General features: G+C 53.8%; 15 protein-coding genes. 9 read left to right on the top strand and 6 right to left on the bottom strand.

Annotated features, from left to right (window positions below; all coding sequences use genetic code 11):
* Nucleotides 1-7: 7 nt before the first annotated feature.
* The 3 genes from EFA69_RS08080 to tilS form a co-directional block, all read right to left on the bottom strand.
* Nucleotides 8-439, bottom strand: coding sequence for an NfeD family protein (locus EFA69_RS08080; RefSeq protein ID WP_148041302.1), 432 nt, complete (start codon nt 437-439; stop codon nt 8-10).
* Nucleotides 440-628: 189 nt separating this feature from the next.
* Nucleotides 629-1,567 carry a malate dehydrogenase gene (mdh, locus tag EFA69_RS08075; RefSeq protein ID WP_123132591.1) on the bottom strand — a complete coding sequence of 313 codons (939 nt, stop codon included), beginning with the start codon at nt 1,565-1,567 and terminating at the stop codon, nt 629-631.
* A gap of 244 nt (nt 1,568-1,811) precedes the next feature.
* Complete coding sequence (gene tilS, locus EFA69_RS08070; protein ID WP_245964523.1) at nt 1,812-3,215, bottom strand: tRNA lysidine(34) synthetase TilS; 1,404 nt, start codon at nt 3,213-3,215, stop codon at nt 1,812-1,814.
* Here tilS and EFA69_RS08065 point away from each other — a divergent pair.
* The 7 genes from EFA69_RS08065 to recN all read left to right on the top strand — a co-directional run bounded on the left by EFA69_RS08065 (nt 3,190) and on the right by recN (nt 10,310).
* Nucleotides 3,190-4,884, top strand: a complete 1,695-nt coding sequence (locus EFA69_RS08065) for an OstA-like protein (RefSeq protein WP_123132590.1) — start codon at nt 3,190-3,192, stop codon at nt 4,882-4,884. The genes tilS and EFA69_RS08065 overlap by 26 nt on opposite strands.
* Before the next feature lie 73 nt (nt 4,885-4,957).
* Complete coding sequence (locus tag EFA69_RS08060) at nt 4,958-5,815, top strand: outer membrane protein assembly factor BamD (protein ID WP_123132589.1); 858 nt, start codon at nt 4,958-4,960, stop codon at nt 5,813-5,815.
* A 30-nt stretch (nt 5,816-5,845) separates the two neighbouring features.
* Nucleotides 5,846-6,175, top strand: a complete 330-nt coding sequence (locus EFA69_RS08055; protein ID WP_123132588.1) for a DNA-directed RNA polymerase subunit omega — start codon at nt 5,846-5,848, stop codon at nt 6,173-6,175.
* A 14-nt stretch (nt 6,176-6,189) separates the two neighbouring features.
* Nucleotides 6,190-6,750 carry a flavoprotein gene (locus tag EFA69_RS20660; protein WP_123132587.1) on the top strand — a complete coding sequence of 187 codons (561 nt, stop codon included), beginning with the start codon at nt 6,190-6,192 and terminating at the stop codon, nt 6,748-6,750.
* Nucleotides 6,743-7,405, top strand: a complete 663-nt coding sequence (locus EFA69_RS20655) for a phosphopantothenoylcysteine decarboxylase domain-containing protein (RefSeq protein WP_123132586.1) — start codon at nt 6,743-6,745, stop codon at nt 7,403-7,405. Before EFA69_RS20660 ends, EFA69_RS20655 begins: the two co-directional genes overlap by 8 nt.
* Nucleotides 7,387-8,295: a type IX secretion system protein PorD gene (porD, locus tag EFA69_RS08040; protein ID WP_183906724.1), complete on the top strand. Its 909-nt coding sequence runs from the start codon at nt 7,387-7,389 to the stop codon at nt 8,293-8,295. The genes EFA69_RS20655 and porD overlap by 19 nt, the downstream gene beginning before the upstream one ends.
* A gap of 356 nt (nt 8,296-8,651) precedes the next feature.
* Nucleotides 8,652-10,310 (top strand): DNA repair protein RecN, encoded by a 1,659-nt coding sequence (gene recN / locus EFA69_RS08035; RefSeq protein WP_123132584.1) that lies wholly within the window; start codon nt 8,652-8,654, stop codon nt 10,308-10,310.
* A 106-nt stretch (nt 10,311-10,416) separates the two neighbouring features.
* On the opposite strand, the gene EFA69_RS08030 is transcribed toward recN, so the two are convergent.
* Nucleotides 10,417-10,791: a cupin domain-containing protein gene (locus EFA69_RS08030; RefSeq protein ID WP_123132583.1), complete on the bottom strand. Its 375-nt coding sequence runs from the start codon at nt 10,789-10,791 to the stop codon at nt 10,417-10,419.
* Nucleotides 10,792-10,794: 3 nt separating this feature from the next.
* Nucleotides 10,795-11,043, bottom strand: a complete 249-nt coding sequence (locus EFA69_RS08025; RefSeq protein WP_123132582.1) for a Kazal-type serine protease inhibitor domain-containing protein — start codon at nt 11,041-11,043, stop codon at nt 10,795-10,797.
* 243 nt (nt 11,044-11,286) lie between these two features.
* Between EFA69_RS08025 and EFA69_RS08020 the strand changes: the two genes are divergently transcribed.
* Both EFA69_RS08020 and EFA69_RS08015 read left to right on the top strand, forming a co-directional pair.
* Complete coding sequence (locus tag EFA69_RS08020) at nt 11,287-11,571, top strand: YtxH domain-containing protein (RefSeq protein WP_123132581.1); 285 nt, start codon at nt 11,287-11,289, stop codon at nt 11,569-11,571.
* 110 nt (nt 11,572-11,681) lie between these two features.
* A complete protein-coding gene (locus tag EFA69_RS08015) occupies nt 11,682-12,209 on the top strand; it encodes a YtxH domain-containing protein (RefSeq protein ID WP_148041301.1) in 528 nt (175 codons plus the stop codon).
* A 382-nt stretch (nt 12,210-12,591) separates the two neighbouring features.
* Here the strand turns inward: EFA69_RS08015 and lysS are convergent, their stop codons facing one another.
* Nucleotides 12,592-14,118 (bottom strand): lysine--tRNA ligase, encoded by a 1,527-nt coding sequence (gene lysS / locus EFA69_RS08010; protein WP_123132579.1) that lies wholly within the window; start codon nt 14,116-14,118, stop codon nt 12,592-12,594.
* Nucleotides 14,119-14,735: the final 617 nt, after the last annotated feature.

Here is a 14,735-nt window from a genome sequence, read left to right as displayed (position 1 = left end):
AAGAAGCTTACTTAATAGGAACTACCTGCAACACCGTGCTGCTCTGCTGCACCACCAGTACCCGCTGGCCCGGCAGCAGTTCTTCCTGGGCGCAGGCAGACCAAACCTCGGTGCCCACGCGCACAATGCCCAATTTACCCGGGGTGATGGGTTCCAGCACTTCGGCGTATTGGTTGGTGAGCAGGTGCACCGGGTCTGTGTAGCCCCGCACCTGGCGCAGGCGGGCGGTTAAGGGTTTAGTGAGGAAGATAAGCGCAACTCCAGAAAGGCTGGCGGCGGCCGGCGGAAGCCAGTACAGCTCCGGGAAAAGGTACGCCAACACCGCGGCCACCAGCGCCGAAACGCCCAGCCACAGCAGGTAAAAGGTGCCCGTCACCATCTCCGCCACCAGCAGCAGGATGCCTGCCAGGAGCCAAAACCACCAAAACTCTAGTTCCATCTTTGTCTGTTTCAGCTTCAAGATAGTAATTTTCAGGAAATAGGCAAGAACACTGAGGTTGGCGTTTAGGGGCTCTTTTTCCAAAAATGGGCCCTAAACGCCATTTCCATGGTCTTCACAAGCCGCCGGATAAACAAAGAAGCCCGACCATGCGGCCGGGCTTCTGCTATAAAAGGTCTTGAAATGTGGTTAGGCGTTGGCGGGCATGTTGTCCAGCACATCCATCACTTCGCGTACGGCTTTCTCTGAGGCTTTGAGCAGGGCCATCTCGTCCTCGTTCAGTTGGAGTTCAATCACGCGTTCCACCCCGTTTTTGCCCAGCACCACCGGTACGCCCAGGTAGGTGCCGTCAATGCCGTATTCGCCTTCCAGTTTGATGCAAACCGGGAACACGCGTTTCTGATCGCGCACAATGGCTTCTACCATCTGGGCGGCCGCAGAGCCTGGCGCATACCAGGCACTGGTGCCCATCAGTTTCACCAGCTCGCCGCCGCCGTTCTTGGTGCGGTCCACAATGGCGTCCAGTTTGGCAGAATCAATCAATTCGGTAACCGGAATGCCGCCCACGGTGGTGTAGCGCGGAAGCGGCACCATAGTATCGCCGTGGCCGCCCATGAGCACCGCCTGGATATCTTTAGGGGAAACGTTCAGTTCTTCGGCCAAGAAAGCGCGGTAGCGGGCGGTGTCCAGAATACCGGCCATGCCCATCACTTTGGTGCGGGGCAGCTTAGAGGTGATGTGTGCCGCGTAGGTCATTACGTCCAGGGGGTTAGACACCACAATGATGATGGCCTCCGGCGAGTGCTTGATCACGTTCTCGGTCACGGAACGAACGATACCGGCGTTGGTGCTGATGAGGTCATCGCGGGTCATGCCGGGCTTGCGGGGCAGTCCAGAGGTAATCACCACCACGTCTGAGTTGGCGGTACGGCTATAATCATTGGTAACGCCCACGGTGCGGGTGTCATACAGGTTAATCGGCGATTTCTGCCAGATATCCAATGCCTTGCCTTCGGCGAAGCCTTCTTTGATATCCACTAACACTACTTCATTGGCAATCTCGCGGTACGCCAAAACGTCGGCACAGGTGGCCCCTACGTTTCCGGCTCCAACTACGGTTACTTTCATTCTGTTTAGGTTTGGTTAGATGATATACTACGCGGTGAAGTTAGAAAAAAGGGCGGCACCTGGAAATTCTGCTCTTGTTTTTAATTGATGATTCTTTATGGCTGATGGCCGTTTAGGGGCCGTTTTTCCCAAAACAGGCCCTAAACGGCTTTCCCTGATTTACTCCGAAGCTACTCAGCTTAAGGTGGTCAATCTCTTTCCTGCAAGAATCGGCAATAGACCAGGAACAACCAACAACCAGCCATCAAGCCCGGGTTACGGTGATCTCCAGTATGTGCTGGGTGTTCTCCGTGACTTTGAAACGGTTGTCCAGCTGCTGCCCAATGACCCATGTCAACGACGCGTCTGATACCAATACCCAAACATCGGGTTTAAGGTTAGCGGGAATTTTGCGGTCAATGAGCAGGTCGCTTACCTTTTTCTTGCCGTTCATGCCCAGCGGGATAAACCAGTCGCCTTGTTTCCAGGGGCGCAGCCGGAGCGGGAACTTGACCAGGTCGGCATCCAGGGCGGCCACGTCTTTGGAGCGGGGCACCTTGTAGCCCTGGGCGGGTTTAGCGGCTATTTTTGCCAAATAAGGGCCAAACCGGAGTTCTGCCACCCCTTCGGGGAGAAGCACGCTCCCAAATTGTTCCAGCGGTTTAGGCGTAATCACCAGGTCCTCGCGGTCCTTGACCAGCACATGGGTGGGGGAGGCGAAGGTTTTACCGGCGAGGCCCTGCCAGGCGGCGGCTATTTCCTGCGCCTGCGCATAGGAGAAGTGGAACGGTTTTAGCAGTTCATGCAGCAGCACTACGGGGGCGGGGCTTTCCTGCAGGGGGGCAATAGAAAGATACACCACGCCGTTCTCCTCGCGTTGCGTTTTGGCCTTGATTTGGGAAAAAGAGGCTCTAAACACGGCCTCGGCGCCTTGCAACCGTTCCAGGGTTTGGGTGAAGGTTTCCTCCAGGTTGGGGTTGAGTTGCTTGAGTACCGGGATCACCTCATGGCGTACCAGGTTGCGGTTGTACTTGCGGCTCTCATTGCTGGAATCTTCACGCCAGATCAGGCGTTTAGTGACCAGCCAGTCATAGAGATCATCTTTGGTGAGGCCCAGCAGCGGCCTGATGAGCTGGCCGTTCCTGGGCAGAATGCCGTGGAGGCCCGCCAGGCCGGTGCCGCGCACCAGGTTGAGGAGTACGGTTTCCAATGCGTCTGACTGGTGGTGGGCCGTGGCGATGACGTCATAGCCCAACTGCTGGCGCATCTGCTCAAACCACTGGTAGCGCAGGGTGCGGGCCGCCATCTGGATGGAGATGCCCTCCTGGTCGGCGAAGGCCTGGGTCTGGAACTGTTCGCTGTAGAAAGGGACATCGTACTGTTTGGCCAGTTTCCGGACGAAGAGTTCATCGGCGTCAGATTCCTCGCCGCGCAGGCCAAAGTTGCAGTGCAAAATGGCGAAGGGCAGTTTGAGGCGGTGCAGCACATCGGCCAGTACCACAGAGTCCAGGCCTCCGCTCACGGCGGCCAGGATTTTCGTTTCAGACGTGGCCAGGGCGTGGCTGTTGATATATTGTAAAACTTTCTGGAGCATCAGCGAAGGAAGGGTATTTTTAGTAATTTTGTCTCTATTACGGTTGTTAATGAAGTTCACAAAGATAGGTTTCATATCTCTTTTCTCCCTGCTTTCTGTGGTGGCGGCCTTCGGGCAGAGTACCCAGCAGGAAAAACCGCGGGTAGAGGCGTCCTCAGATTCCCTCAAAGCCGGTACCTATAACGGCGAGAAAGTCCAGCGCCTTTTAGGGCATGTGGTCATCCGGCAGGGGGCTACCACGGTCACCTCAGACTCGGCCTATCGCTACAGCAGTGACCTCAACAAGATGGAGGTGTTCAGCAATGTGCACATCACCCAGGGCACCATGGACGCCACCAGTTCCACGGCCAGCTATGACGGCACAAGCCGTATTGCCAACATGCGCGGCAATGTGGTGCTGCGCGACGAACAAATGACCCTGACCACCCCCACGCTGCATTATAATCTGGATGCCAAGCACGCGTACTACACAGAGGCCGGGAATATAGTAGGGCCAGATTACACCATCCAGAGCCAGTTTGGGACTTACACCACTGAGAACAAAGTCCTCTCCTTCAAGAAAAACGTGAGATACCTGGGGCAGAACGCCGAGGTGCTGAGCGATACCATGGCCTACAACACCGTGAGCAAGATTGTGGAGTTCTTTGGGCCTACCACCATCAAGTCTCCGGACGGAACGCTTTTCGCCAACCGGGGGACCTACAACACCGTTACCCGCGAGTCCAATTTCAGGGGAAACGCCAGCATCAAAACGCCTGATTATCTGATCAGAGGCAACACACTCACTTATAGCAAGGAGAAAGAATATTACACCGCCACAGGCAACGTGTCCATGACCTCTATCAAAGACACTACCGTGATCACCGGGCAAACCGCGCTGTATTGGCGGGCCAGGGGACGATCCAAGGTGTTTGGGTCTCCGGTCATGCGCAGCATTGTCTCCCGTGACACCATGTACCTTTCGGCAGATACGCTGCTTTCAGTGGAGAACGTAAAGGACAAGACGAAGAAAGGCAAGCTGTACGCCTACCATGATGTGCGTATCTTCAAGTCAGATTTGCAGGGGCTCTGTGACTCGCTCACCTATGACCTCAATGACTCCATTATTTACATGAGCCGCAATCCGAGGCTCTGGGCGAACAAAAACCAGATGACCGCCGACAGCGTGATCATGCAGCTGCGCAACAATACCCTGGACCAGATGCGCATGTACGGGAATTCTTTCGCCATTTCGGTAGACACGCTGGAGAACTACAACCAGGTGAAAGGCCGCCGCATGAATGCGTATTTCGCAGACGGGAAGATCAGGCGCATAGATGTGAACGGGAACGCTGAAAGCCTTTATTTCGCCTTGCAAGGCGATTCTGCCACCATGGGCATGAACCGCGCCTTGTCCAGTGACATGCGCATGATGTTCCAGGACGGGCAGGTGCAGTACATCACGTTTCTGGAGCAGCCAGACGCCAAACTCATTCCGCCGCACGAGCTGGAAGACCCTGATAAACGCCTGAAGGGCTTTGTCTGGCGCAGTGACGAAAAACCGTCCAGAGCCTATGTGCTGGAGAAAAGAACCGGTAAAAAGAAGGCCGCTCCTGCTAAAGCCCCCGCCCCGGTTCCTCCAAAAACAGCTTCAACACCTGCCAAAGCAGCCTCTGGCGGTAAGGCAGCCGCGCCAGCAACCTCTAAGGGAAAACTTAAAGCCAAAGATAGAAGGGCCGCCGGAAGAGTAGAAGCCGTCCAATAATTGAGACGCTATACTGAATGGTTCTGCCATTCGTTCTGTTACATATAAAAAAAATAGTTATTTTTGCGCGCTTATGACCAGACGCATCCTTGCTTATTTGCCCATCTTGCTCACAGTAGTGCTGTTGAGCGCCTGCGGCAAATACAATAAAATCCTGAAAAGTGACGACGTAGACAAGAAATACGCCGCCGCGCTCGCTTACTATGAAAAGGAGGAGTACGACAAAGCCGGTGCTTTGCTGGAAGACCTCATGCCACTCTTAAAAGGCCGCAGCGAGTATGAACAGGCTAACTTTCTGTACGCTAACACCAAGTACCACCAGCAGCTGTTCGTAGAGAGTGCTTTCCACTTCACTTCCTTTGGGCAGACGTTCCCGCGGAGCCAGTATGCCGAGGAGGCCGCTTTCCTCAACGCGAAGTCCTTGACCAATGAGTCGCCGGCGCACAACCTGGACCAGCAGAGCACCGTGCAAGCCATGACCGCCTTACAGGAATTCATGCGCCGCTACCCGCAAAGCAAGTACATGCAGGAGGCCAACACCATTTATGATGAACTTTCGCGCAAGATTGAGTTAAAGGCCTTTGACAACGCCAAGCAGTACTACAAGCTTACCAACTATGACCCGCAGTACTACAAGTCGGCGGTGGTGGCGCTGGAGAACTTCCGGAAGAACTTCCCTTCTTCTGCCTTCAATGAAGAAGCCGCTTACCTGCGCATAGATGCCCAGCACAACTACGCCAAAGAAAGCATAGAGACAAAGCAGAGAGACCGTTACCTGGAAGTAATTACCATGTACCAGGCTTTTGTAGACGCTTATCCAAACAGTAAATATTTACGTACCGCTGAAAGTCTTTATGACTCCAGCCGGCAGGCGTTGGAGAGATTGAGCAAATCTACCAACGCGGCTAACGCCACTGCCACCACCAATTAATCTATTTATAAAACCCAATTCACTAGCTATATGGCCCAAGTACCAGCATCCATTGTAACGCGTAATATCTCAGACCTAGCCGTTGAAACCGGGAACGTATATGAGTCTATCTCCATCATCTCTAAGCGTGCGAACCAAATTGCCGTGAAAGTGAAGGAGGAGTTGAATTCTAAATTAGCCGAGTTCGCCACCACGGTAGACAACCTGGAGGAGGTGTTTGAGAACCGCGAGCAGATTGAGATCTCCAAATACTATGAGCGCCTTCCTAAGCCTACCAATATGGCCATTGAGGAGTTCGTTGAAGGAAAAGTATACTTCAGAAGAACAGAGGACGAAGAGCAGACTTCTTCGGCTTTTTAATTTTAGGTTTCTGAATGCTTCGGCATAAGAAAATAATTCTGGGGGTGTGCGGGAGCATTGCGGCCTATAAAGCGGCACTGCTGGTGCGCCTTCTGGTAAAAGCAGAAGCAGAAGTGCAGGTAATCCTGACCACTTCTGCTTCTGCTTTTATAACCCCGGTTACGCTGGCCACCCTCTCTAAGAGGCCCGTGCTCACCCAATTCGTGCGCGATGACAGCTCCGGCCTATGGCATAACCACGTGGAATTGGGCCTCTGGGCCGATGCGCTGGTGGTAGCGCCTGCCAGTGCCAACACGGTGGGGAAATTTGCCCGTGGTTTGTGTGACAACCTGCTTTCGGCCACGTATCTGTCGGCGCGCTGCCCGGTGTTTGTGGCGCCGGCCATGGATCTGGACATGTACCAGCACCCCGCGGTGCAGGAAAATTTTAGGCTGTTACGTTCCTATGGCAACCACCTCATTGAAGCCGGACACGGAGAATTAGCCAGTGGGTTGGTAGGGCAGGGGCGTTTGGCTGAACCGGAGGAAATTGTACAGGTTTTACAGCAGCATTTTACTTCTCTGAACATTGTTTAACGGTAAGAAAGTCCTGATCACGGCAGGGCCAACGTATGAACCGCTAGACCCGGTACGCTTCATTGGCAACCATTCTACCGGTAAAATGGGCTTTGCTCTGGCCCGTTGCCTGGCTGAGCAAGGGGCGGAGGTCTCACTGGTTTCAGGCCCCACAGCCTTAACCCTGGAGCACCCGCAGGTGCAGGTAATTTCAGTCATGACCGCCGATGAGATGTTTGCCGCCTGTAACAAGATAGCCCCAGGAGCAGATCTTTGGATATTCGCCGCCGCCGTGGCAGATTACAAACCCAAAGACACCGCTGTAAACAAGATAAAAAAAAGTGACGCCTCCTTTACCATTGAGTTGGTGAAGAACGTTGATATAGCGGCTACCTTAGGGAAACAGAAACGCCCCGACCAGTTTGCCGTTGGCTTCGCGCTGGAGACAGATCAGGAACTGGAGAATGCCCGCGGCAAACTCCTTAAGAAGAACCTGAACATGGTGGTGTTGAACTCCCTTCGGGACCCCGGGGCCGGGTTTAAGCATGACACAAACAAAATCACCATTGTGAAACCGGCTTCTGTGGAGGAATACTCCCTGAAGGGAAAAGACGAGGTAGCCCTAGATATTCTGGAATCCATTAACGCTGAATGGGCATGTTTGCAAAAAAAATAGGTTGGCTGGTGGCCGGGCTGCTGTTGCCGTTCTGTTCCCTGGCCCAAGAGTTACGCTGCGAAGTAACCGTGAACAGTGAGCAGGTGCAGGCCACCGACCGGCAGGTGTTTCAGCAGATGCAGAACGCCATTTCAGAGCTCATGAACAATACCCGCTGGACCGGAGACGTGTACCAGAACGAGGAGCGCATCAGGTGCAAGATGTTCATCACGCTGCGGGCCATGCCCCAGATTGGGGTGTATGAAGCCAATACGCAAATTATCTCTAGTAGGCCTACCTACGGCACCGGTTATGAGACCACCGTGCTTTCTTTTGTAGACACCAAGTTTGAGTTTGAGTATAACCCGGCGCAGCCGCTGCAATACGCGCCCAATACCTTTACCACCAATCTTACCGCCATTCTGTCTTTCTACGCCTATACCATTATAGGAATGGACAACGACAGCTTCGCGCGTTTGGGCGGGGCCAATGCCCTCGCTGAGGCCAGCAATATCCTCAATTTAGTGACCTCATCGGGTACTGCCGCCACCGGTTGGAGCGCCACCGCCGATACCCGTAACCGTTACTGGCTCATTAACAACTTGCAAGACCCGCAGTTTGAACCGTTCAGATCGGCGCTCTATCTCTACCACCGCCAGGGGCTGGACCTGATGGGGCAAGACCCTGAGAAGGCCCGGCAGAACATTCTGGAAGCGCTCCGTAATGTGCAGCAGGTGGCTCGCATCAGGCCAGGGGCGGCCGCGTTGCGCTCTTTCTTTGAGGCCAAAGCCACTGAGGTAAGCGCGGCGTTCGCATCGGCTACGCCGGAACAGAAACAGCAAGCCTATGATCTACTTACCCAAGTAGATCCCACCAACCGGGCTAAATACGAAACCATCTTACGTCGCTAAGGCATTTAGGAGCCGTTTTCAGAAAAAGAGCCCCTAAACGTCACGTCATCACATCGCCCTGCCTACGGGGAAAGTTATCTGTTTTCTGTGGTGAATCAGAAACTGCTTATATTGAGGCGGTCTTGCACGGGAAGGAACAGACGGGCAGTCTGATTTTGGGAACAAGCAGGTTGCCCGCATCGTTAGGAGGAAGACCACGTACGGGAAGTTTTGCCGGTAGCTAAGTGCTGCGGAAGCTTCCTATTCTGAAGAGAAAAATTTGGCTACACTTATTAGTTTTGAAACTAAATAAATTAGCATATTTGTCTATTGGAGTACATCGTCACCACCAACCCTGAAAGAGGCCTTCCTACTTTATGCTCGTAGACCTTAAGATCAAAAATTACGCCCTTATTGAGCAGCTGGAGCTGCAACCTTCGCCGCTGCTGAACATTATTACCGGCGAGACCGGTGCCGGTAAGTCCATCATGCTGGGAGCCATTGGCTTGCTGCTGGGAAACCGCGCCGACTCCAAACTGCTGTTCAACCAGAATGAGAAGTGTGTGATTGAAGGCTCCTTTGACATTTCTGAGTACCAGCTGCAATCCTTCTTTCAAACCGAAGATCTGGATTTTGAGCCTATCAGCCTGCTGCGCCGCGAGATTAGCCCCAGCGGTAAGTCACGCGCTTTCGTGAATGATACGCCAGTTACGCTGGAACAGCTGCGCCGCATTGGAGACCAGCTCATGGACATCCACTCACAGCATGACACCCTGCTGTTGGGCGACCCGGCGTACCAGTTGAACATCTTGGACTTATTTGCCCAGAACGAGCCGCTGCGCGAGCAATACGGAGCCGCTTTCAGGACCTATCGCAAACTGGAGCGCGAATACAAAGACCTGGAGGCGCAGCTGGCCCAGTCGCAGAAAGAACTGGACTACAACACCTATCTCCTGAACGAACTGTCAGACGCCAATCTGCAGGCCGAGGAACAGGAAAGTCATGAAACCGAGCTGAAGCAGCTGGAGCACGCCGAGGAAATAAAACTGAAGCTGAGCCAGGCCCTGCAATACATTTCTGAGAGTGAGTACAATGCCGCCGGCGCGCTCAAAGATGCCAGCCACTTGGTGGGGCAGGTAACCGAGTACGGCGACAGCTTCCAGGCCTTGAAGGAACGGTTAGACAGCTGCCTCATTGAATTGAATGACATTGCCGGAGAACTGGAAGACGCCGAGCGCAAGACCGAGGCCGACCCCCAGCGCGCCGAGCAGTTGCAGGAACGTTTAGACCTGATCTACACGCTGCAACGCAAGCACCAGGTGCGCTCTGTGGAGGAATTACTGGCTCTCCAAGCCGAATTGGAAGTGAAAGTAAGCAGTGTGCTCAACCTGGACGCCGCCATTGAGAAAACCAAAAAAGCCCTCACCGCGGCCCTGCAGGAAGTGGAAGCCCGGGCGCAGGAACTTTCCCAAAGCCGTACCAGCGTGTTCACCGTTTTCCAGGAGGAACTGCACAGCCTCCTCTCTGAACTGGGTATGCCCAACGCCCGCGTGGTGATTGAGCACAAAACATCGGCCCCGGCCGCCACTGGTATTGATGTGGTCAACATCCTGTTCAGCGCCAACAAAGGAGCCGCGCCGCAGACCTTGAGCAAAGCCGCCTCGGGAGGTGAATTCTCCAGATTGATGCTCTGCGTGAAATATCTGTTAGCTGATAAGACGGCGCTGCCCACCATTATCTTTGATGAGATTGACACCGGTATCTCCGGCGAGATTGCCGTGAAAGTGGGTAAAATGATGCAGCAGATGTCGCAGAAGCACCAGTTAATCTGTATTTCGCACTTGCCGCAGATGGCCGCGCAGGGAGACACGCACTACTTCGTCTACAAAGAAGACCGCGCCGACCGCACCGTGAGCCGGATCAGGCAACTGAGCCACCAGGAACGGGTGGTGGAAATTGCCCAGATGATTGCAGGGGCCAACCCCTCTGAGAACGCCTTCCAGAGCGCGAAAGAACTTCTGGCCCTGAGCGCATAAGCTTGAAGTAGTATCTTAAAACAGAACGCCCGCTATAGCCTCTCTATAGCGGGCGTTCTGTTTAGGGGCCGTTTTTGGAAAAACAGCCCCTAAACGCAAGCACGGCTTACGCTTCGTCTTCCCGGTTCACGGTGTTGATGTCAAAAGCCGGTACGCAGATAGACCAGTATTCTACTTCCTCGTCAAACGGATTGGCGTACCGGATGCGGGCTCCGGCCTTGATGTGCAGGGTCTGCCCGGCGCTGAGCACCACGGTTTCGCCGTCAATCTCAATCTGTTTCCTTCCCCTGAGCACAATGGTCACCTCATCAAACTCCGGGGTCTGGTGGGGCTCGCTCCAGTGGGGCGGCGCTACCATGTGGGCCACGCTGAACGCCTCGGTGCGGGTGCTGGCCAACCCGAAGTGCTCTTCTATCAGTTTCCCGTCGGTGGTGGGTACCCGGAAGGGAGCGGTTTGCAAGAAGTATTTTTTCTCGCTCATGGCTTAGTTGTTAGTGCCGGAGGTGGCGCATTCTCCTTTGGTATAGGAAGTTACGCCTTTGCTTTCCGCTGAGCAGGCATTGCCGTAGGTTTTGCCGTCGCAGCCGCACACGGGGTCGTACTGCATGGTGCAGGCGCGTTCTTTGTCAATTTTGCTGGGGTCTATGCAGGCCACCGCCTGGGAAGTTTGGTTTGTCTTGCAGCCCAGGGCGCTCCCCAGCAGCAAGGCCAGTACAATAACTTGTTTTTTCATAGTGGTAGTTTTCTGCTGAAATATACGGCGGTTCTAAGCTATTTGTATAGGGGCAAGGGCGTTTAGCGGCTTATTTTCCTAAAACAGGCCAAAACTATAAACCTGCCTCCCATTAATCCGTAAAGGGGATAAATATATATTATAATATATATTTATAGTTTGCATATTGTTGCGGTTCCTGTAGCCGTTGTAGTATTGTTCTCCTTCGCGGAGGCACCTAAAACCCTTATTCTTATTCAAATTATGAAAAACGACAATTCTAAAATCTTGATCGCGGCGGCCGCTGGTGCTGCTGCCGGTGTAGTGGCAGGTATCTTAATGGCCCCTAACAACGGGAAAGTATCCCGTGAGAGCCTCCTGAAAGTAGCGGGCCAACTGGCCGAAAGCGTAAACGGGCAAGTGGGAACCTACCTGGAGAAACTGGGCGGCCTATCTAGCCTGTTGGGCGGTTCTAACGCCGGAGGCGGAGCCACCAACACTTCCAACGCAGACACCAACGCCGGCCAGGGAACCGGTAACCAAGCCTAAGCTACAGCCAGTGGGCCAGAATGAGTAGATTCTTCTGAGATAACCAATTGTTTTGGCTCTCGTTAAGAGGAAACAGATGTTATTAGAACATAACCGAAGCATTTATTCCTATGAAAAAAATAAAGCTCATGAAAGACGATAACGGAAAAATCATTCTGGCCATGCTAGCGGGTGCCAGCGCCGGTTTGGTGGCGGGTATCTTAATGGCTCCAGAAGCCGGTGAAGCTACCCGGGGCAACCTGAAGAAATCGGCCTCTAAGCTGGGGTCTGGCCTGGGGTCTACCTTACAGGGGCTGGGTTCCAGTGCCGGGGCTCTGCTGGGCCGCGTGACGGGCGGCGGTGATCCAGAAGTTGTGAATACCGGTTCCAACACCACACCCACTTCCCACCTGGACAACAACCCTACTGGTGGGAACGTGAGCGGAGCCACTGGCGCCGCCGGTGATGCCACCACCAATGATGTAAGCGGTAGTGCCAATCTGGGAACCGCCGGCGCCGCCGGAGACGTAACCACCGGCACCAACACGGCAGACAATGACACCGCCGGTAACACCCCCACCAAGCCTAAGCGCGCCAGCAGAGCCAAAGGCTCTACCAACAGCGGCGGGTCTGGGGGAGGCTCCAACGCCACGGCCTAAACTTTTCTCAGCGGTGCTGTAACCTTACAGGGGCAGAGCCGTTAAAGAAGGTATAGAATGATTGGTTAAATGATGACAGCGAAACCGATGAAGTAAAGCGAAGCGATAATATTGACGTTGAAACTTAATAATAGAGGTCGATTTAGATTTAGTTTTTAAGGGATACGAGAATAGCCGAGCAAACAGACGAAAGTCACATCTAAAGTAGCAGAAAACGTTATTTAACCAATATAAGAAAGCCTTCCCAAACGGGGAAGGCTTTCTGCATTTACAGACTTGGCGTTTAGCGGCTCTTTTTCCGGAATCGGACCAAAAACAGGAAAGGCCACCCATAAGGTGGCCTTTCCTGTTTTATTTTATACTTCAATTACGTAGCAGCACATTATTCAGCTTGCCGCTCTGGCTTCATTTGTGGGAAGAACAGCACATCCTGGATAGAGTGTGAGTTGGTCATGATCATGCTGAGGCGGTCAATGCCAATGCCCAGACCGGCGGTAGGTGGCATGCCGTATTCCAGGGCACGCAGGAAGTCCTCGTCCAGCACCATGGCCTCAGTGTCGCCGCGCTTGCCCAGTTCCAGCTGCTCCTCAAAGCGGGCGCGTTGGTCTACCGGGTCGTTGAGCTCAGAGAAGGAGTTACAGATTTCCTTGCCGTTGCAGATAGCCTCAAACCGCTCCACCAGACCTTCTTTGCTGCGGTGTTTCTTGGCCAGCGGGCTCATCTCCACCGGATAATCCGTGATGAACGTGGGCTGGATCAATTTACCTTCGCACTTTTCGCCAAAGATTTCGTCAATGATCTTGCCTTTCCCAATGTTCGGGTCCAGTTTGATGCCCAGACTGGCGGCGGTTTCACGCAACTTCGGCTCGTCCATCTCAGAGATGTCAATGCCGGTGAAGTGCTCAATGGCCTCAAACATGGTGAAACGTTTCCAGGGGCGGGCGAAGTTGATCACGTTCTCGCCAACCTGAACTTCAGTGGTGCCGTGCAGGGCAATGGCCACGCGCTCCACCATCTCTTCCACCAGATCCATCATCCAGTAGTAGTCTTTGTAGGCCACGTACAGCTCCACCTGCGTGAACTCCGGGTTGTGGAAACGGCTCATGCCTTCGTTCCGGAAGTCTTTGGAGAATTCGTACACGCCGTCAAAACCGCCCACAATCAGACGCTTCAAGTACAGCTCATTGGCTATGCGCAGGTACAAAGTCATGTCCAGGGTGTTGTGGTGCGTCTTGAACGGACGGGCGGCTGCACCGCCGTACAAGGGCTGCAGGATAGGGGTTTCCACCTCCAGGTAGCCGCGCTCGTTCAGGTACTCGCGCATGGTGTTCACAAGCCTGGTGCGCTTGATGAAGGTATCGCGCACGTCTGGGTTCACCACCAGGTCCACGTAGCGCTGGCGGTAGCGCAGTTCCGGGTCAGAGAAGGCATCGTACACATGTTCCACGCCATTCTCGTCTACCTCGCGCTTTACAATAGGAAGCGGTTTCAGGGATTTAGCCAGCAGTTTCAGCTCGGTCACGTGTACCGATGTTTCGCCTACCTGCGTCTTGAACACGTAGCCCTTAATCCCGATGAAGTCGCCGATGTCCAGCATTTTCTTGAACACCGTGTTGTACAGGTCTTTGTTTTCGCCCGGGGCGATGTCATCGCGGGACACGTAGATCTGGATGCGGCCGGTGCTGTCCATGAGCTCGGCAAACGAGGCCTTGCCCATGATGCGGCGGCTCATCATACGGCCCGCCAGGCTTACCTCCTGAAAGTTGTTCTGCTCAGGATCGTAGTTTTCCTTTATTTCCTTGGCCGTGGCGGTCACGTCAAAAAGTTCGGAAGGGTAGGGGTTGATGCCCATCTTCTGGAGCTCTTCGCGCTCATGGCGCCGGCGTAGTTCCTGTTCGCTTAATTGCATGGAAACGTCTAATTCAGTGAATTCTATAAATCGAACCGCAAATTTCGGAAATTATTCGCAGACCTGAATAGATGGTGGGGTGATTCCTTTCAATAAGGTTGATTTAGGGCGGATTTTGGAAAAAGAGCCGCTAAAGGGGATTTTCTTTGGCTGTCCCCTTGGCTGTGGCGTTTGACGCTGAGTTTTATCTGCTGTATTGTTTCATCATAGCCGATATGCGCTCACGGCCGCGGGGCCCCGTCTTCCCCTCTCGCAAGCCCTTGCGGCCAAGTAATGCAGTCTGTGCTTAGCTTCTTGCTTACTTGGCCACAAGCGAGGCGCTCAAAGGAAAGACTGGAACTGGTGCGTTTAGCTGAGGCTGTTGCAGGTTGGAGCCATGGCTCAGCTGGTAATAACGGAAGTTCAGTAGGTGTAAACCCACCCCTGCCCCTCCCAGGAGGGGAGTTTTGTTGCATAGTCAAAACCAATGGCTAACTCTAAGTTTAGCTTCTACCCAAGCAGCTAGATAAACTGTTTCCCACTTTAGTGGATGCTCCCCTCCTGGGAGGGGTAGGGGTGGGTTCTTCCGTTGCTGGACTCTTCTTCCCAAACTAAGCTAAAACTCAGGACTCAAGACT

The sequence above is a fragment of the Rufibacter immobilis genome, from assembly GCF_003721565.1.
Classification (GTDB): Bacteria; Bacteroidota; Bacteroidia; order Cytophagales; family Hymenobacteraceae; genus Nibribacter; species Nibribacter immobilis.
Note: the sequence above shows the minus strand (reverse complement) of the source record. Positions and strands in the feature narration are given on the sequence as shown.